Origin of the sequence: Kaistia terrae (assembly GCF_026344005.1) — a bacterium.
In the GTDB taxonomy this organism is placed as follows: domain Bacteria; phylum Pseudomonadota; class Alphaproteobacteria; order Rhizobiales; family Kaistiaceae; genus Kaistia; species Kaistia terrae.
Genome location: NZ_JAPKNH010000004.1, coordinates 137026 through 155492, shown reverse-complemented (window position 1 = coordinate 155492; position 18467 = coordinate 137026). Strand labels below are relative to the sequence as shown.

The 18467-nt window shown below is 63.5% G+C and carries 18 protein-coding genes; 13 read left to right on the top strand and 5 right to left on the bottom strand.

Going from position 1 to position 18467, the window contains the following annotated elements; translation table 11 throughout:
- The first annotated feature begins 3 nt into the window (after positions 1 to 3).
- The 3 genes from OSH12_RS13215 to OSH12_RS13205 all read left to right on the top strand — a co-directional run bounded on the left by OSH12_RS13215 (position 4) and on the right by OSH12_RS13205 (position 2429).
- Complete coding sequence (locus OSH12_RS13215; protein WP_266344037.1) at positions 4 to 894, top strand: carbohydrate ABC transporter permease; 891 nt, start codon at positions 4 to 6, stop codon at positions 892 to 894.
- A gap of 11 nt (positions 895 to 905) precedes the next feature.
- The gene (locus OSH12_RS13210; RefSeq protein ID WP_266344036.1) at positions 906 to 1694 is read left to right on the top strand and encodes a GntR family transcriptional regulator; all 789 of its coding nucleotides are present in this window, start codon (positions 906 to 908) and stop codon (positions 1692 to 1694) included.
- Between the two features lie 162 nt (positions 1695 to 1856).
- Entirely contained in the window at positions 1857 to 2429 is a 573-nt protein-coding gene (locus tag OSH12_RS13205; protein WP_266344035.1) for an NADPH-dependent FMN reductase, read from the top strand.
- On the opposite strand, the gene OSH12_RS13200 is transcribed toward OSH12_RS13205, so the two are convergent.
- On the bottom strand, positions 2426 to 3682 hold the full coding sequence (locus OSH12_RS13200) for a M24 family metallopeptidase (protein ID WP_266344034.1): 1257 nt from the start codon (positions 3680 to 3682) through the stop codon (positions 2426 to 2428). The genes OSH12_RS13205 and OSH12_RS13200 overlap by 4 nt on opposite strands.
- 181 nt (positions 3683 to 3863) lie before the next feature.
- Between OSH12_RS13200 and OSH12_RS13195 the strand changes: the two genes are divergently transcribed.
- Positions 3864 to 4679, top strand: coding sequence for an IclR family transcriptional regulator (locus OSH12_RS13195; RefSeq protein ID WP_266344033.1), 816 nt, complete (start codon positions 3864 to 3866; stop codon positions 4677 to 4679).
- Between the two features lie 47 nt (positions 4680 to 4726).
- Here the strand turns inward: OSH12_RS13195 and OSH12_RS13190 are convergent, their stop codons facing one another.
- On the bottom strand, positions 4727 to 5230 hold the full coding sequence (locus tag OSH12_RS13190; RefSeq protein WP_266344032.1) for a RidA family protein: 504 nt from the start codon (positions 5228 to 5230) through the stop codon (positions 4727 to 4729).
- Positions 5231 to 5453: 223 nt separating this feature from the next.
- Between OSH12_RS13190 and OSH12_RS13185 the strand changes: the two genes are divergently transcribed.
- From OSH12_RS13185 to OSH12_RS13160, 6 genes are all read left to right on the top strand, one after another.
- The gene (locus OSH12_RS13185) at positions 5454 to 6239 is read left to right on the top strand and encodes an SDR family NAD(P)-dependent oxidoreductase (RefSeq protein ID WP_266344031.1); all 786 of its coding nucleotides are present in this window, start codon (positions 5454 to 5456) and stop codon (positions 6237 to 6239) included.
- A gap of 80 nt (positions 6240 to 6319) precedes the next feature.
- A complete protein-coding gene (locus OSH12_RS13180; RefSeq protein WP_266344030.1) occupies positions 6320 to 7324 on the top strand; it encodes a succinylglutamate desuccinylase/aspartoacylase family protein in 1005 nt (334 codons plus the stop codon).
- Between the two features lie 280 nt (positions 7325 to 7604).
- The gene (locus OSH12_RS13175) at positions 7605 to 8939 is read left to right on the top strand and encodes an extracellular solute-binding protein (protein WP_266344029.1); all 1335 of its coding nucleotides are present in this window, start codon (positions 7605 to 7607) and stop codon (positions 8937 to 8939) included.
- Positions 8940 to 9006: 67 nt separating this feature from the next.
- Positions 9007 to 9879 (top strand): carbohydrate ABC transporter permease, encoded by an 873-nt coding sequence (locus OSH12_RS13170; RefSeq protein ID WP_266344028.1) that lies wholly within the window; start codon positions 9007 to 9009, stop codon positions 9877 to 9879.
- Position 9880: 1 nt separating this feature from the next.
- Positions 9881 to 10726 (top strand): carbohydrate ABC transporter permease, encoded by an 846-nt coding sequence (locus tag OSH12_RS13165; protein WP_266344027.1) that lies wholly within the window; start codon positions 9881 to 9883, stop codon positions 10724 to 10726.
- A 36-nt stretch (positions 10727 to 10762) separates the two neighbouring features.
- Positions 10763 to 11707, top strand: coding sequence for a threonine ammonia-lyase (locus OSH12_RS13160; RefSeq protein WP_266344026.1), 945 nt, complete (start codon positions 10763 to 10765; stop codon positions 11705 to 11707).
- A 48-nt stretch (positions 11708 to 11755) separates the two neighbouring features.
- Here the strand turns inward: OSH12_RS13160 and OSH12_RS13155 are convergent, their stop codons facing one another.
- The 3 genes from OSH12_RS13155 to OSH12_RS13145 form a co-directional block, all read right to left on the bottom strand.
- A complete protein-coding gene (locus OSH12_RS13155; protein WP_266344025.1) occupies positions 11756 to 12844 on the bottom strand; it encodes an Ldh family oxidoreductase in 1089 nt (362 codons plus the stop codon).
- A 308-nt stretch (positions 12845 to 13152) separates the two neighbouring features.
- Positions 13153 to 13953: a BtpA/SgcQ family protein gene (locus OSH12_RS13150; RefSeq protein ID WP_266344024.1), complete on the bottom strand. Its 801-nt coding sequence runs from the start codon at positions 13951 to 13953 to the stop codon at positions 13153 to 13155.
- Between the two features lie 34 nt (positions 13954 to 13987).
- On the bottom strand, positions 13988 to 14752 hold the full coding sequence (locus OSH12_RS13145) for a DeoR/GlpR family DNA-binding transcription regulator (protein ID WP_266344395.1): 765 nt from the start codon (positions 14750 to 14752) through the stop codon (positions 13988 to 13990).
- Positions 14753 to 15188: 436 nt separating this feature from the next.
- Between OSH12_RS13145 and OSH12_RS13140 the strand changes: the two genes are divergently transcribed.
- Genes OSH12_RS13140 through OSH12_RS13130 form a run of 3 tightly spaced genes read left to right on the top strand, consistent with a single transcriptional unit; the run spans position 15189 to position 18447 of the window.
- Positions 15189 to 16319: an ABC transporter ATP-binding protein gene (locus tag OSH12_RS13140; protein ID WP_266344023.1), complete on the top strand. Its 1131-nt coding sequence runs from the start codon at positions 15189 to 15191 to the stop codon at positions 16317 to 16319.
- A gap of 11 nt (positions 16320 to 16330) precedes the next feature.
- Positions 16331 to 17128, top strand: coding sequence for a carbohydrate ABC transporter permease (locus OSH12_RS13135; protein WP_266344022.1), 798 nt, complete (start codon positions 16331 to 16333; stop codon positions 17126 to 17128).
- A gap of 44 nt (positions 17129 to 17172) precedes the next feature.
- A complete protein-coding gene (locus tag OSH12_RS13130; RefSeq protein ID WP_266344021.1) occupies positions 17173 to 18447 on the top strand; it encodes an ABC transporter substrate-binding protein in 1275 nt (424 codons plus the stop codon).
- The last annotated feature ends 20 nt before the right edge of the window (positions 18448 to 18467 follow it).

Below are 18467 nucleotides of genomic sequence, written 5' to 3'. Positions count from 1 at the left end.
GAAATGTCCGTAACCACCTTCGACCTCGCCAGCCTCGATTTCGACGCCATCGCCCGGCGCAACGACCAGGCCCGCATCCAGCGCATCGTGATGTTCTCCGTCACCGCCATCCTGGCGCTGGCCTGGCTGACGCCGTTCTATTATCTCGCCATCTCGATCTTCAAATCGAATGCCGAATACGGCATGGGCAGCCCGCTTGCCCTGCCCACTTCGTTCGCGCCTGTCATAGAGAACATCACCGAGGCCTGGTCGAAGGCGAAGATGGGCTCGGGCATGCTCAATTCGCTGCTCTATGGCCTCGTCGGCGGCGCGGCGGCGATTTTCATCGCAGCGCTGGCGTCCTACGGGCTGACGCGGATCGATTTTCGCGGCAAAGGCTTTTGGTTCATGCTGATCTTTTCCGGCACGATCTTCCCGTTGCAGATGTACCTGATCCCGCTTTTCATGGGCTACAACAAGCTCGGCCTGACCAATTCGCGCCTTGGCATGATGCTGTTCTACACGGCGGTCTGCATCCCCTTCCCGGTACTGGTGCTGCGCAACTACATGGCCGGCCTGCCGCGCGAAATGGACGAGGCGGCGCGCATCGACGGTTGTTCGGAATTCCGCATCTTCCGCTCGATCGTCCTGCCGAATTGCTGGGCCCCGATGGCGACCCTGTTCCTGATCCAGTTCACCTGGATCTGGAACGACCTGATCTTTTCGATGGTACTGACCAATCGCGAGGATGCGCGCTCGCTCATGAACGGGCTGATGGTGCTACAAGGCAGTTACGCCAACACCACGCCCAATGTCGTGATGACGGCGACCTTGCTCGCCAGCCTGCCCAGCGTTTTGCTGTTCCTGCTGCTGCGCAAGTACTTCATGAATGGTCTGAAACTGCAAAGCCTGTAGGAAACCTGGAAATGGCGCGAGATCGCGTGGCCCGCACCAGTTCTGCCTTCTATCCCGAGATGAGCGCCGCGGGTTCGGTTGCGCAGCGAACCTTCGACATCCTGCTCGACGAAATCATGAGCTTCCGGCTGAAGCCGTTCGAGCTGATTTCTGAAAAGGGCATGTCGGAGGCGCTGGGCGTCAGCCGCACCCCGGTGCGCGAGGCGCTGGCCCGTCTCGCCAGCCTCGGCCTGATCGACATCTACGCCCAGCGTGGCAGCGTGGTCGCGCCCTTGCGGCTGGCCAATCTGCGAAAATCGCAGTTTTTGCGAGAAGCACTGGAAGTGGGTCTGATCGCCCGCGCCATCGAAAGCCCGCAGCGCGACGAACTCGTTCAGAAGCTCAAGGACGAGCTGGCGTTGCAGGACACGCTGCTTTCGATCTCGGACGACCAGCGCTTCTTTCGCTCGGACGAGCTGTTCCACCAGCAGATCGCAGCCTATGCCGGCTTCCCCGGCATCTGGGCGGATATCAGCGCCGCCAAGCTGCACATGGACCGTTTCCGCTATCTGAGCTTCCCGCGCATGGACAGCATGGCGATCGTCATCGACCAGCACCGCACCATCGTCGCGGCGATCGAGAGCGGCGATCTCCACGCAGCGGAAGAGGCGATGCGCTTCCATCTCCGGCGCATCTTCTCCGTGCTGGGTGCGGTGCAGGAACGCTATGCGGAATATTTCTCCGCCTCGAACCAGCCGGAGCCCTCGCGCATCCAGCGTTTCGAGGGCGAAATCCATCTGGACCAGTCGATCGGAGCCTAGAGCCTTGCCTGGTCGCTTCTTCTGCTCGCGAAAAGCTACCCACTTCGCTTGAAAACGACCCGTATCCGTACCGCGTCTTGAAACAGCCGCCGAAAGCGCTCTCTAGCAGCAGGTGGTGCATTCCGCATCACGATGTGGCGCAGCGCACAGCGTGGATGGATCATGAAAACGTACAAGGTCGGCTACTTCATCGGCAGCCTCGCCAAGGCCTCGATCAATCGCAAGCTCGCAACCGCATTGATCAAGCTATCGCCGGAAAATCTCAAGTTCAGCGAAATCTCGTTCAAGGACCTGCCGCTTTACAGCTACGACTATGACGCGGACTATCCACCTGTCGCCAAGGCGTTCAAGGCGGCCATTGCCGAGGCCGACGCGCTGCTATTCGTGACGCCGGAATACAATCGCTCGATCCCCGGCGGGCTGAAGAACGCCATCGACTGGGCGAGCCGCCCCTATGGCACCAACTCCTTTGCCCGAAAACCGTCCGCCGTCATCGGCACCTCGCCCGGCGCGATCGGTACCGCAGTGGCCCAGCAGAGCCTGCGCAGCGTGCTCTCCTTCTGCAATGCGCCGCAGATGAACGCGCCGGAGGCCTACATCCAGTTCAAGCCGGGCCTGATCGACGACCAGGGCGAAGTCACGGACCCATCGACCGAGACGTTCTTGCGCGACTACATGGAGGCGTTCCACATCTTCATCGCGCGCGTCACCTCGGTGCTGCCGCGCGACGCCTAGCCGAGGCGGACAAGGCCACGGGGCAAGGCGTTGAACACCTCAATGCCGGTGTCGGTGACGAGCAGGGAATCCTCGATCGTCAGTGCGCCGATACCCTTGCCATAGAACGGCGTCTCGAAGGCGAGCGTCATGCCCGGTTCGAGGATGACATCGCTGTCGGCCGCGAAAAACGGCCATTCCTCGGAGCCGACGCTGGCGCCGATCGAATGGCCGTAGTGACCGCGCCGATAGCCGGGATAGCCGGCGGCGCGCATGGCCCCGGCCGTCACCTCGAATACCTCGCGCATGGCGACGCCCGGCCGGATCGCCGCCAATCCGGCCTCGAACGCGTCTTCCAGCGCGGCATGAACGTCGCGCGCGATCGGGTCCGGTTCGCCGAATACATAGCTGCGCGCTGTATCCGAATTGTAGCCCTCGACGATACAGCCGACATCGGCCTTGAGGACCGCGCCAGGGACCACGGATCCGCCGCCGCTCCAGGGATCTGAGCCGACCGACATGTAGTCCCACATTCCCGTCAAACCGGCTTCGCCGCGCGCCGAAGCGGCGACCGCAACGCCTCCGCGCCAGAGACGCGTCATGTCCTGCGGCGTCGATCCAAGCCGAATTCCGGCGGTCAGCGCATGAAAACCGGCATCCGCCAGCGCGCAGGCACGGCGGACACAATCAAGCTCGCGCGCCGACTTTATCGCGCGAAGGCGGCGGACGACCTCGGACGCATCCACCCAGTCGATATCGGGCAAGGCTCGCCGCAGCGTGGCGAAATCAGCGGCCGGCATGAATTCGAGGTCGATGCCGATCCGCGCCCGAGCGAGCCCACGCTCGCGTAGCAACTCGCCGAGAACCGCAAAGGCCCCGCTGGCGGAGAACGTCGTCGGACGAGGCGGGAAGACGGCTTCGCCGCCATTCTCCCGACGATAGGCTTCTGTCACCAGAGCCGCCGGATCGAGGCCAGCAGTATCGATCCCGCTGATGTCGACCAGATCGATCCAGAGCGGATGCGTCCGGATATCGATCTCCGGCGCGCGCCGGGCCAGCACATCGGCGTTCAGTTCTCCGACGACCGCGCCAATCCTGGCTCCCGCATCCGCTGGCACCAGCGCCGTTGCACCGCCCGCCCGTCTCCACATCGCCGGGACGCCGGCGGGCAATCCTGTCGCATAGGAAAAGCTCTCCGGCTGGGTCAGAACCAGCGCATCCAGCCCGCGTTCATTCAGCAGGCGCTGCGCGCGCGAGCGATCCAGGTCGGACATGGGTCTCTCCGAGGTCGAAAACAGCCGACGATCGGTCGTCGACGCCCCCTGGGTTTACGGGTTGACCATGAACTTGGCCAGTCCCTCTCCCGGCGAGAACGGATTCCATTGACGACGGCAGCGTCCGCATCTATTCCATATATATGTAATAGATCACATTCAGAGAGAATGGCCGCCCGCGATGAAGACGATCCAACGCAGCCTCGCCGAACCTGAAGCGGAGAGCACCAAGGCGCCGCGTCGCTCGCGTGTCAGCGGCATGGATCGCGCCCTGCAGATCCTCGATCATCTCTACACCACCGGCGAGCCGGCCGGCAGCTACGCCATCGCCAAGGCGATCGGCGCGCCGCTCTCGACCGTTTATGTCATCATCGACGAGCTGGTCGAGCGCGACATGCTTTCGCGGCGGCCGGAAGGCCTCATCTGGCTCGGACCGCGCCTCTACCACTACGGCCTGGTCTATGCCCGGTCGCTCGATTTCCTCGGCGAAGCGAGCCACGTCATGCATGAGCTCGGTCGCGAGATCGGCGAAACCGTGCAGATCTGCGGCCGCGACGGCGACCACATGGTTGTCCTCGCCATGGCGGACGGCCCCGGTCATTTTCGCGTCATGTCGGAGGTCGGCACCCGGGTGCCGCTCAACTGGACAGCATCCGGCCGATTGCTGATCGGCCATTTGCCGGACGCCGAGCGGATCGCCGTCTTCCGGCGTAGCGCCAAGGCTTCGCCGACCGAAAAGGCCAAGACCGACGCGGCCGCGCTTTCAGAACTCGCCGGCCAGGCGTTCAAGGAGCGGCTGTCGATCCAGATCAGCGAGACGGATTTTCTCGTCTCCTGTGTCGCCGCCCCGATATGCGATGCATCCGGCGCGTGCGTCGCGACGATCTCGATCGTGCTGCCGGAACACAAGGTCGTTGCCAATCCCGATCTCTACGGCAACGCGGTCCGCAATGCCTCCGAAGCCATCGAGAGCAAGCTCGGCTGGCGCGAGCGCTAGATCGGCCCTTCACCTCCGCCAAGGAGGCAAGAAGAGGACGACAGCGCTCAATCCTCGACCGCGACTACCGCTTCGATCTCCACCGTGATCTGGCTGGGGAGAGATCCCATGCCGACGGAGGAGCGCGCGTGCCGGCCCTTTTCCTGGCCGAATACGTCGAGGAACAGATCCGAACAACCGTTGATCACCTGCGGATGCTGGGTGAAATCCGGCACGGCATTGACCATGCCGAGCAGCTTGACCACCCGGCGCACCTTGTCGAGCGAACCGAGCGCTTCCTGCATCACCGACAGAAGATTGATGCCGGTGATGCGTGCATGCTCGTAGGCCTGCTCGACGGTCACGTCGTCGCCGACGCGGCCATGATGTTCGAATCCGTCAGCCTGCATCGGCCCCTGCCCCGACAGGAACAGCAGATTGCCTTCGCGAACATAGGTCACGAAATTGGCGACGGGCGGCGGCGCGCTCGGCAATTCGATGCCCAGGGCGCGCAGGCGGTCATACGGGGAGCTTCCCTCGACGACGAGAGCTGCGGGGAGATTGTCGCTCATTCAGTGACCCGTTCCCGCCCCGCGCGTCGGAGCGTTTCTTGCATAGATGGCTGGAACCCCTTCGGCGCCAGGCAGCTCGATATCAGGTATCTCGACCTGTTGGCGATGCAATTCCATAACTGTGTAATTGCGCTCATTAGAACGGAACGTTAGCATCCTCTCCGACGAGGTCAAGCCCGGCGTGCCGAGACTGTGGGCCGCCAACCGGGACGGGGACGAAGACATGAACGAACATTCCGCACGGGCGGGCCGCCTGGCCGGCAAGGCCGCCATCGTGACGGGCGCCGCCGGCGGTATCGGCCGCGCAACGGTGGAAGCTTTCATCCGGGAAGGCGCGCGAGTGGTCGCCATGGATCTCGACGCCCCCTTGGCGGCGACCCAGTTCGCAGCGTCCGACGTCATCAAGATCTCCTGCGACCTCGGCGACCGCGCCGCGATCCAGACCGCGACGGACAATGCGGTCGCGAAGCTTGGCGGGCTGGATATTTTCGTCGCCTCCGGCGCGATGAAGGGTGGAACGGGGAATTTCCTCGACCTTACCGACCACGACTGGGACCGCTACATCGACATTAACCTGACCGGGACCTTCCTTTCCTGCCGCGCGGCCGCGCGCGCCATGGCGGCAGGCGGCAAGGGCGGCCGGATCATCACCGTCGGTTCGATCAACTCGTTCCTGTCGGAGCCGGACGCCGCCGCCTATGTCACGGCCAAGGGCGGCGTGGCCATGCTGACCAAAGCGATGGCGGTCGACCTCGCCAAATATGGCATCCTCGTCAACATGATCGCACCCGGCCCCGTCGACGTGACCGGCAACAATACCGGCTACAGCGAACCGAAGCTGGCCGGCGAAGTCCGGGACGAAGTGGCCCTGGCGCGGCCCGGCCTGCCGCATGAAGTGGCCACGGCCGCCGTGTTCCTGGCCGAGGACGGATCGAGCTTCATTACCGGCTCGACCATCAGCATCGATGGCGGCCTTTCGGCAATGATCTTTGGCGGCATGCGGGGCTGAAGCGGCCCATTCGCGAAATTACGGCGGCAAGGGCCTACGCCCATCCGTCCCAGACGCAGACATCACGAAGGATCTAGAGAATGCATACGGGCGCCTTTTCCGACATTTCCTGGGACCAGGACGGCAAGCAGGTCGGCTTCTTCAGCTTCCCCTATTCGATCGACCGCTCGCCCTATTACCAGATCAAGATGCCGGTCTGCCGGATCAAGAACGGCGACGGCCCGAGCCTTGTGCTGATGGCCGGCAACCATGGCGACGAGTACGAGGGCGAACTGACGCTGCTGAAGGCAATCCGCCTGATCGAGGCGTCCGACATTCGCGGCTCGCTCACCATCCTCACCTCGGCCAATACGCCGGCTGTGATGGCAGCCAAGCGCTGCTCGCCCTTCGACGGCGGCAACATGAACCGCTCCTTCCCCGGCAACCCGTTCGGCGGTCCGACGCAGCGCATGGCGCATTTCATCGAGCATGAGATCTTCCCGCGCCACGACGTCGTGCTCGACCTGCATTCCGGCGGCACCAGCATGGACCACCTGATCTGCAGCCTGATCGAGCGGCTCGGCGACGGTGAGCGCTACCAGCGCGGCCTGGAACTGATGCGCTCGATGCGCCTGCCCTACGGCATGATCGCCGACAACGGCCCGGATTCGCCGACCTCGATGGCAGCAGCCCTGCGCGCCGGCTGCATTGCGCTTTCTGGCGAATTCGGCGGCGGCGCCACGGCGACCAAGACCAGCATGGCCGTCACCCAGCGCGCCGTCGACAACCTGCTGCAGGCGGTCGGCATCACCAGTCGGCCGATCCTCTATCACGGCGACGATCGCGGTCCCGAGACGGTCGTGTTGTCGACCGGCGGTCAGTCGCTGTTCGTCTATGCCGAGCGCGAGGGCTGGTTCGAACCGGCCGTCGATATCGGCGAGACAGTGGCGGCGGGTGACATCGCGGGCTGGCTCCACCACCTGGAGCGCCCGCTGGAAGAGCCGCTGGTGCTGCGCTTCCAGGAAGGCGGCATAGTCCTGACCCGTCGTCTGCACACGCACAGCCAGTCGGGCGACTGCCTGATCAACCTCGCGCGCTTCGACTAAGCGCGGCGACGAACGGATCGCGGCCAAGCGGCCGGCGATCCGAGGGCCACTCCTCATCGCGGCCTGCCCCTGCGGTGACGGTTCGATTCAAACGGGGTCTTGACCCGGCAAGTCACAATGGTAGGCTTCTGTTGTAATGAATTGAACTACGTAATTATGGAATAAACTTTACCGCCCGCCCATAATAATCCCTGCAACAGCCAGACTCCTTCGGGGTCGGTTGCCGAAAGAGGGAACGGCGGGACGGGCACCAGTCCAGAGATCAGCAATGGGGAACGACATGTTGAGATCCAAATTCCTGACGGCCGGCGCCGCCATTCTGGCGACCGCGCTCTCCGCTTCGACGGCTCTTGCCGACATCACCATCCTGGCCTGGCCGGGCGAACCGGCCGAGTCCGCTTTCCGCAAGGTGCTCGACCTCTACAATTCGACGGAAGGCGCCAAGAACAATTCGAAGGCTTCGGTCATCTATTTCAGCCAGCAGGGCTTCAAGGAAAAGATGCTGGCCGATGTCGCGGCCGGCTCGAAGGAATTCGACGTCATGCTGACGGCGACCTATGACGTCGGCCTCTATGCCCCCTTCATGACGCCGATCGATGATCTGATCACCGACGACGTCTACAAGGTCGTCTCGAAGAACTCGATTGAGACGCAGAAGTACGAAGGCAAGACCTACGGCATCCCGACGGACCTGAGCCTGCATTTCCTCTACTATCGCAAGGACCTGATCGAGCAGCTCAACACCGATCCGGCCTGGAAGGCGAAGTACGAGGAGATCTCGGAAAAGATCCTCGGCAAGAAGCTGTCGCCGAAGCCGGCCGACCAGTGGGACTGGGACGATTTCATCGCCTCCGCCCTGTTCTTCACCAAGTCGATCAATCCCGACAGCCCGACCCGCTACGGCACCGTGCTGCAGATGAAGAACCTGCTCTACAACATCATGCTGTGGCAGGGCACGGTCGCCTCGAATGGCGGCAACTGGCGCGACAAGGACGGCAACATCACCGTCGACTCGCCGGCCTACAAGCGCGGCCTCGAGATCTACAAGATCATCACCGACAACGAAGCAACGCCCGGCGACAGCTCGACCTATGAATATGGCGAGGCCAACAGCGTCTTCGGCGCCGGCCAGGTCGCATTCATGCTGCAGTGGAACGCCGCCGTGCCGGAGTTCAACGACGCCACCAAGTATCCGACGGTTGCCGGCAAGCTCGGCCTGAGCCACGAGCCAGCCGGCTCGGAAGGTCCGAAGACCCACTTCCACAGCCTCGGTCTCGGCATCAACAAGAACACCGAGAAGCTCGACGAGGCGAAGGCCTTCCTCTCCTGGCTGGCCACCGCCGAGCCGATGAAGCTCTACGCCAAGGAAGGCGGCTCGCCGCCGCTCGCCGAAGGCCTGATGGCCGAGATCGCCGGCGACCGGCCGGAAATGCTGCTGATGGGCGAGCATGCCGCCAAGTACGGCTTCGTCATGGACGGCGCCACCAGCGCCAAGGCGATGGGCATCTACACCAACATGGCCGAGAACTTCACCGGCTACTGGACCGGCGAGATGGAGCAGGACGAAGCGATCGCCAATGTCGTCGCCGACATGAAGAAGGCCTTCGCCCAGTAATTTCCGCCCGGTGACCTCAGGCTGTCGCGGGAACCCCTCGCGACAGCCTCCGCGCCCAGGAGCCCGAATGTCCTACTCAAGTTTCGAGACCAAGGAGCAGGCCTCGGCCCGCGCCCTTCTCGTGCCCCTCTGCCTGTTTCTGGGTGCGCTGCTCGGCTTCCCGACGCTGATCAACCTCTGGTATTCGTTCAGCGACGTCTCGTTCCAGAACATGATCGGCACCTTCGTCGGCGTCGATAACTACGTCGCGGCGATCAGCAACCCGAAGATGTGGCAGGCGCTCGGCTTCTCGCTGAAATTCGCCTTGATCTGCACGACGCTGGAAGTCGCCGTCGCCCTGGTGCTGGTGTTCATCCTGCATCCGCTGCTGATCAAGCGCCCCTGGATGACCGCGATACTGATGCTGCCGATGATGGTGTCGCCGGCGCTGATGGGCGTCATGTACCGGCTGATCCTCAACGAATTCACCGGCGCCGTCCCCGTCTATCTGGAGATGGCCGGCTATGCCGTGAACTTCCTCGGGCGCGGCAACATCTACAAGACCGTCGTCGCCATCGAGGTGCTGCAGTGGACGCCCTTCGCGTTCCTCATCCTGCTGACGGCGCGCCAGACGGTCTCCTACGAACTGGAAGAAGCCGCTGCTGTCGACGGCGCGACCGGCTTCCGCTCGACCTTCCACATTTTGCTGCCGATGATGAAGCCAGCTCTGGTGATCGTCATCTTCGTGCGCTTCATCGACAGTTTTCGCGTGTTCGACCACATCTACGTGCTCACCGGCGGCGGTCCCGGCAACCTGACCACCTCGATCAGCATCTACATCTACAAGCTGTTCTTCGTGCAGAACACATTGGGCGAGGCCGTCGCCGTCTCGATCCTGCTGCTCTTGATGTCGCTCACCCTGATCGTGGTGGCGATGCGTCTCGTGGTCCGGAGAAGCTGACATGATCGTCTCGCGCCACAGCCGGCTCGACAGCGTCACCCACTGCCTGCGCTGGGTGGTGTTCGTCGCTGTCGCCCTTCTGGTCAATTTCCCGATCCTCTCGACGGTGCTGACCTCGTTCAAGACGAATGCCGACATCAACGCCTATCCGCCGAAATGGATCTTCTCGCCGACGCTGGAGCACTACCGGGCGGTTCTAGCGTCGCCGAACGTCAACTATTCGCATTACATCATGAACAGCATCGTCATCGCGACGCTCGGCACGATCTTCGCCATCGTCCTGACGCTGCCGGCCGCCTACGCCATGGTGCGACAGGGCGTCGGCCGAACCTGGCTGCTGCCGATCATCACCAATTTGCGCGCGCTGCCGCTGATCATCTTCGCGATCCCGTTCTACTTCATGTACAAGCAGGTCGGCCTGCTCGACACCCGCATCGGCCTCGCTTTGATCAGCTGCATCATCAACATCCCGATCGCGCTGGTGATGTTCGTCGGCTTCGTGCAGGACGTGCCGCGCGAGCTGGATGACGCGGCCAAGATCGACGGCGCCTCGATGTGGAAGACCCTCTGGCATGTCGTGCTACCGCTCAGTCGCCCTGTCATGCTGGCCGTGTTCCTGCTCTCCTTCATCTATAGCTGGAACGAGTTCCTGTTCGGCCTGATCCTGACGACGAAGAGCGCCGTGCCGGTGACGGTGGGCGCCACCTTCTTCGTCACCTCGCGCGGCATCGAATGGGGACCGACGGCGGCGGCCATGACCATCGGCATCCTGCCACCGCTGATTCTCGGCCTGTTCGCCTATCCCTATATCGGCAAGTCGATGCTTGCCGGCGCGGTCAAGGGCTAGTCCCTTCGCGCCCCCGCCTCCTGGAACGGTGATCCCATGCAACCGACTGCCTATACCGACGCCGCTGAACGCATACTCGGCCATGTCCGCCGCACCACACTGGTGCCGGCGGCTCCAGCTACCCGCAAGGGCGACGTGGCAGAACTCTGGTTCAAGCCAGAATGCCTGCAGGTGTCCGGCTCGTTCAAGGCGCGTGGCGCGTTCAACTCGGTGCTGTCGCTCCCGGAAGAGGTTCGCAATCGCGGTGTCGTCACCGCCTCGGGCGGCAATTTCGGCGCGGCGATCGCCTATGCCGGACAGCAGCTGGGCGTACCCGCCAATGTCTGCGTCATGACCACCTCGACCGAACTTGCCCGCCAGCGCATCGCCTCCTACGGCGCGGAGCTGCATGTCGTCGGCGAATTCTGGGACCTCTCCTGGGAGGCCGGCCGCAAGTTGGCGGAGGAGCGCGGTGGCGCCCTGCTCCACCCGTTCGCCGATGAGGCGACGATCGCCGGCCAGGGCACGATCGGCCTCGAGATCCTCGACGACATGCCGGATGTCGATACGGTGGTGATCTCGATCGGCGGCGGTGGGCTGATCGCCGGCATCGCCGAGGCGATCAAGCAGCGCAAGCCCGGTGTGCGCATCGTCGGTGTCGAGGCAGCGGGCTGCCCGACGCTCTATGAATCCCGCAAGGCCGGCCACCCGGTGATGATGCAGGATGTCGTCACCAACGTGCCGATCCTGGCGGCCCGGGCGACGGCACCGATCAACTTCGAGATCATCGAGCGCTGCGTCGACGAACTCGTCCTGGTGCCGGAAGACGAGCCCATCCTGGCGGCGGAATGGATGTGGAAGAACACCGGCCTCGCCGTCGAACTCGGCGCGGCCACCGCAGCGGCCGCAGTTCTCAACGGCCACATCAACCTCGCGCCCGGCGAGAAGACGGTCGTCGTTCTCTGCGGCAGCGGCAATGATGGACTGGGCCTGAAGGGCTAGTTCATCAGCGGGAGGCAGACTTGCAGCCTCCCGCTAACAGCTGGCGGATCAGCCTGCGTCGGCGGTTGCCGTCGGCACCTTGACGCCGAGCTTGGCAGCATAGCCTTCCAGCGCGCCCCAAGTGACGTTATCGACCGGAATACCGTCGACGGCGCGCTTCTTGGCCTCGCCCTTCTCGATGTCGGACGGGGCATAGACCTTCTGGCCCGGCTTGGCCGGCTGGGCGCGCAGGTCGTTCAGGAAGTCGGTGATGCGCGCATCAAAGGCGGAAAGCGCCTGGAACACGGCCGGCGACAGCACGATGAAGAAATGGCCGATCTGGATCGGCTTCGAGAAGTCCGGACCGTTGAACGAGGCCATCGTCTTGCCGTGGCCCATGCCGGTGAAGGCCGAGCAGAGCAGATCGACCATGCCGGCGAGGCCCGAGCCCTTGTAGCCGTAATCCGCGCCGCCGACCGGGGCGACCCAGACCGCCGCGTTGGCGTCGGTGGTGAACTCGCCCTTTTCGTCGACCGCGACCTCTTCCGGCAGCGGCTGGCCAGTGGCGCGGCGCAGGCCGACGCGGTTGAACGGGATCGAGCTGGTTGCCATGTCGAGCACCATCGGATCCTCGCCCTCGACCGGCACGGCGAAGGAGAGCGGGTTGGTGCCGAAGAAGGCAGAGGCGCCGCCATGCGGAACCACCATGGCGTCAGCATGGGTCATGCCGATGGCAACGAAGCCCTTGGTCGCGGCATAGCGCGTGTAAACGCCGGTTGCGCCGTGATGCGTCGAGCGGCCGACGGTCGCGACCGCCACACCGGTCTTCTCGGCCAGCTTGGCAGCCTCGTCGATGGCGAGATAGCTGGCATAGTGACCAAAGCCATCATCGGCGTCGATATGGACGGCGGAAGCGGCCTTCTCGGTCACGGTCAGCGTCGGTGTCTTGTTGATGCGGCCGCCGTCGAGACCCTGCATGTAGAAGGGGATCAGGCGGACGCCATGCGTGTCATAAGCGCGGGCGGAGGCATCGACCAGCGCGCGCGCGCAGGCTTCGGCGCTCTCGCGATTCACGCCGGCTGCGACGAACAGCTCAGCGACGAACGGTTCGACATCACGGGCCGCGGCGCGAACGCCCGCGATCTTTTCCAGAGCCATTTTCTCTTCCTCGAGCAAGCGCAGAACCGGTAGCCGTGGGTCGGCATCAGGGTTCGCCAGATGACAATCCTTCCGATTGCGCGCACGCCTTCGCAGGCCCGCGCAACCGCGTACCCTCGTCTAGGGCGAATCCGCTTCGCATTCAAATGATGATTGGCATCGAAGATGGCGCGGACGCTGGGGAAAGTGACATAAATCCACGCAGTAGTCTGATTGTATGACATTTCGCCCACAGATGGAGCGAGGCGTCCTCGTGAGCGAAGTTCCTTCCGACCGGTGACGTCCGGCCGGAAGGGTGTTCTGAGCGATCAGCGCAGGCGCGAAACGACGTCCATGAAGCGCTTGACGCGGTCTGCGTCGACTGCATTCCAGGTGTAGCCATCGACCTTGAAATGGGTGCCGATGACGACGCCGCTGGCATGGCTCAGGACGTCGGTGACGTTGTCGATGTTGACGCCGGTATTGGCGAAGACCGGAACGCTGGTGACCGTCTCGCAGACCTTGCGCAGGCTCGAGGCGTCGGCCGGCTCGCCGGTGATCGGGCCCGAGACCAGGATCGCGTCGGCGAGCGACGAGAAGACGGCGCTCTTGGCGCGCAGCTCGATCGGGCGCTGGTCGAGCGAATGGGCGAATTCGGCGTTGATGTTGAAGAGCAGCTTCATGTCATCTCGGCCGAGATTGTGGCGCAGGCGCGAAGCCTCGGCGCAGTTCGGCTCCCAGATGCCCATGTCGGAGGCGAACACGCCGGTGAATATCTCGCGCACGAACGATGCGCCGGTGACGGCGCCGATCGAGACCGAGGCGATCGGATCCCACAGGTAGTTGACGCCGAACGGCACCTTCAGTTCAGGCTTGATCGCCTGGACGATGGCCGACATGGCGGCAATGCCCGACGGCGCGCCCTTGAAGACGTAGGGACGGTCGTTTTCGTTGCCGAACATGATGGCGTCGACGCCGCCGGCCTGGAGCTTCACGACATCGGCGAGCGCATCGTCGATCAGCTTGTTGAGGCCACCCTTGGCGTCATAGAGCGGCGAACCCGGGAGGGCGCCGATATGCGACATCGAGATGACGACCTTCTTCTTGTCGCCAAAGAAATCGAAAACCATAATCCGCTCCATTGCGAGAGAAACGAGGAAAAGCTCAGGGCGCGACGTGAATGTCGACCTTGGCTGCTTTGAGTGCCGCGACGATATCGGACGGCGGCGGCGCGTCGGTGATGAGGACGTCGATCTCGGTCAGCTGCGCGACATGCACCAGCGACATGCGCTGGAACTTCGACGAGTCGCAGAGCGCAACCTTGAGGCCGGATCGACGAAGGTAGACCTGCTTCAGGTCGACATCCTCGAAAGAGTAATCGAACAATCCGTTCTCGGTGATCCCCGACAGACCGACGAAACAGATGTCGAACCAAAGCTTGTCGAACTGGGCGACCGCTTCAGCGCCGCCGACGGAAAGCTCGTCGCGCCGCACCCGGCCGCCGGCCAGATAGACCTCGGCCTGGCTGGTGCCGAGCGAGGCGGCGACGCGCACGCTGTTGGTGAAAACCTTGGTATGAGCCCGCTCGCGCAGATGGTTGGCGACGAGATAGGTGGTGGTGCCGACATCGAGAGCGATGGTGCGGTGAGCCATGGAAAGTGTGGCCGCCTCGGCGGCGATGCGCTCCTTGGCCTCGTGCTGGCGACGAAGCCTGGCGTCGAAGCTCGGCTCCTCATTGTCCATCGCGACGGTCGCTGAACCTGAGGCGCTGACCGCGCCGCCATGCGTGCGGATCAGCCGGCCGGCGCGCTCCAGCTCGACCAGGTCGCGCCGCACGGTCATATCGGAAACCTGAAGCTGCGCCGCGATTTCGGCGACCAGGACGGCGCCGCTTGAGCGCAGGGCATCCAGAATGGCGGCATGCCGCATTTCCGGCAGCATGCGGCCGCGAGCGGCGGCGTTTGGACCGAGGTGTGCGGTCGGGAATTCAGACAATCAGGGTTCCTGCATGGACGAAATCGAGCCGGCAACCTCCTGCATAACAGGAATATGAACAAATTCAAACACGATATCGGGCAGCTTGTTCGATTGCGTGGCTGTGCGATGCATCGCGAGGGAACAGGCCGTTTTCCAAGCGCCACGCTGCAATCTCTCAACAATCCCTGCGATGGGTCAATTGAGGTTAAATCGGGCTTTGCCCACCAAAAGCGCAAAAAGAAACACTATCGATCAAAATTGGCTCTTGAGGCGTTGGAATTTGTGCGCTTACATTCGGGCGTTGACGCTACTGGAAGATGCGGGCTTCGGCTGGCAAATTGCGGAGGGCGGAACGGGCAGCGAAGCCCTCACCCGACAAGGCACGAAGATGGCATCCATCGAGCTCGAGCGCGTATCCCGACGGTTTGCCAACGGCACCTACGGCGTGCGCGATATCGACCTGAAAATCGAGGACGGCGAGTTCGTGATCTTCCTCGGCCCCTCCGGCTGCGGAAAATCGACGACACTGCGGATGATCGCCGGCCTTGAAAGCATCTCGTCGGGCGATTTGCGCATCGGCGGCCGCAGCGTCAACAACGTCGCCCCGCGCGACCGCAATGTCGCCGTTGTGTTCCAGAATTACGCGCTCTATCCGCACATGTCAGTGTGGCACAACATGGCCTTCGGCCTGAAGATGCGCGGCGTCGGGCTGGAGGAGATCGACCAGAAGGTTGCCAAGGCCGCCGACCTTCTCGGCCTCAACCTCCTGCTGCAGCGCAAGCCAGGCGCGCTTTCCGGCGGCCAGCGCCAACGCGTGGCGCTCGGCCGCGCCATTGTGCGCGAGCCGGAAGCCTTCCTGCTCGACGAACCGCTTTCCAATCTCGATGCGCAGCTGCGGGCCGAAATGCGGCTCGAACTGGTCAAGCTGCATCGCCGTCTCGGCCGGACCATGGTGCATGTGACGCACGACCAGGTCGAGGCGATGACGATGGGCGACCGCATCTGCATCATGCGCGACGGGCAGATGATACAGACCGGCCGGCCGCTCGACGTCTATGCCAACCCGGCCGACATTTTCGTGGCGCGCTTCCTGGCGACGCCGCCGATGAACCTGATCCCCGCACAGCTCACGCACGCGGACGACAAGCTGGTCGTGCAGATCGATCCCACGACGCATGTCGGCGTGCCGCCAAAGCACTATGCGCCCTATGTTCAAAAGGCAGGCGGGCCGATAACGGCCGGCATCCGGGCCGAAGATATCTACGAAACGCAGGCGCGGCCGGAATGGCAGCGCATCTCCGTCAAAGTCGTCGCCGTCGAGGCGCTGGGGGCGGAGAACGTCCTGATCGGCCTGCTGGGTCGCGACAAGCCGATTGAAATCCAGGCGCGGCTGGGCCGGCATTTCTTCGCACCCGTCGACTCGATCGTCGATCTCTACGTCGATACCGAGCCGATGCATCTGTTCGATACCGAGACCGGCAAGGCGGTGGCGCGACCACCCCTGCCGGCCGGCCGCTAGAGCGAGGCGCGATGCGAAAATTCGGCCTGCATTTCGGTTTGATCCTGGCTTGCGTGATCGTGCTGCTGCCGCCGCTTTGGGCGCTGCGCACGAGCCTCGTGCCGGAATCCATGTCCTACAGCACGGAAATCTTCCCGGCCTTCACGCTCGACAACTATCGCGGTCTTTTCGCCAAGAACCGGTTCGGCACCTTCTATGTGAACAGCCTGATCGTCGCGCTCGGCTCGGTGATCGTGGCGCTGCCCTTCGCTGCCTGCACCGGCTACGCCTTCGCGCGCTTCCGTACCGGCGGGCGATTTGCCCGCTTCGCCGTGCTCGCCACCCAGATGCTGCCGCCGGTGGCGCTGGTGCTTCCGGCCTTCGCCATCCTGCGCGGCGCCGGCCTCACCAATTCGCTGCCCGGCCTGATCCTCGTCTATTCGGCGCTTAACCTGCCATTCCTGACCTGGATCCTGATGGGGTTCTTCGAGGGGGTTCCAGCCGATCTGGAAGGGGCGGCGATGACGGATGGCGCGACCGCCTGGGGCGCGTTCTGGCGCATCGTCATCCCGGTCTCGCTGCCCGGTCTTGCGGCCGCCGGCGTGCTCGGCTTCATTCTCTCTTGGAACGAGTTCCTGTTCGCCCTCGTCCTGAGCGGGCCGCAAACTGCCACGATTCCGGTTTCACTCGCGGCGTTGCAGACATCGAATGGCGTGCAGATTGCCAAAGTTTCGGCGGGTGTGGTGCTGGCCATCCTGCCGCTTGTTATCGCCTCGCGTTTCATCCAGCGCTTCATCATCCAGGGGTTGACCTTCGGCGGCGTCAAATAAGCCCGAGAGGCAGGATGCGCGCTGGCCAGAACGAGGAGAACATCATGACGCTGAAACAGATTCTATTCGCGGCTGTCGGCGCCGGCGCGCTGATGGCGGCCGCACCCGCCTATGCGGACGACATCGTCCTGCGCGCGCTGATGGAAGACGTGCCGGAGACGCAGATCATCGAGGCTATGTTGCCCGACTTCGAGAAGGAGACCGGCATCAAGGTCGAGTTCGAGAAGATCGGCTATGGCGACATGCACGATAAGCTGGTGTCGCAGCTCGTCTCGCCGCAGAGCTACTACAATCTGCTTGAGGTCGACTTCCTCTGGGCGGGCGAATTCCCCGCCGCCGGCTGGCTCGCGGATCTGAAGCCGTTCATCGCCAAGTCGAACTACGATTTGACGCCGTTCATTCCCTCGACGCTCGACCTGCTCGGCCGCACGGAGGAAAGCCTCCAGATCCTGCCGATGTATAATTACTCGATGGGCCTGATCTACCGGAAGGACCTGCTCGCCGATCCGAAGCTGCAGGAAGCCTTCAAGAAAGCGAGCGGCAGGGATCTCGCCGTTCCCACGACCTTGGCCGAATATGTCGAGATCTCCAAGTTCATGAAGGCCAACGCCGACGTGGCGGGCGCCGCCATGCAGGGCCAGCGCGGCGACCCGAACAGCATGGAGTTCTCCAACTACCTGTTCGCGTCCGGCGGCGCTTATCTCGCCGACGGCAAGAAGGTCGTGCTCGATAGTCCCGAGGGCAAGGTCGCGCTCGACCTCTATGTCGACAACATCAAGAACGGTGCGCAGCAGGGCGCCCTCTCGGCCAATCTCGACGACACGCTGCGTCTGATGTGCAGCGGCAAGGCGTTCAGCATGGTCACCTATTGGTGGATGCTGCCGCAGGTCGACAATGCCGAAAAATGCCCTGACGTCGCTGGCAAGGTCGCATTGACCACCATGCCGGGCGGACATGGCGAAAGCGGCGGCTGGGGCTGGGGCATTCCGAAGAATGTCAGCCCGGAAGAGCAGGAAGCCGCCTGGAAGTTCATCCAGTGGGTACAGAGCAAGGACGTCTCGGTCGCCCGCGCCCTGCAGGGCCATGCGCCGGTTCGCGCCGACGTCTACACGGACGCCAAGGTGCTGGCAAAATACCCCTACTACAAGGAAGCCCAGGACATCGTCGCGACGGGCAAATCGTTCCCGATCTTCGCCTATTCCGCCCAGTATGAGGACGTTCTCGGCACGCACCTCTCGCAGGCCGGCGGCGGCGAGGCGACGCCGGAAGACGCCCTGAAGGGCGCTGCCAAGGGGCTTGAGGAATTGCTGGCCAAGTAATCCATCCAGCAACACGAATT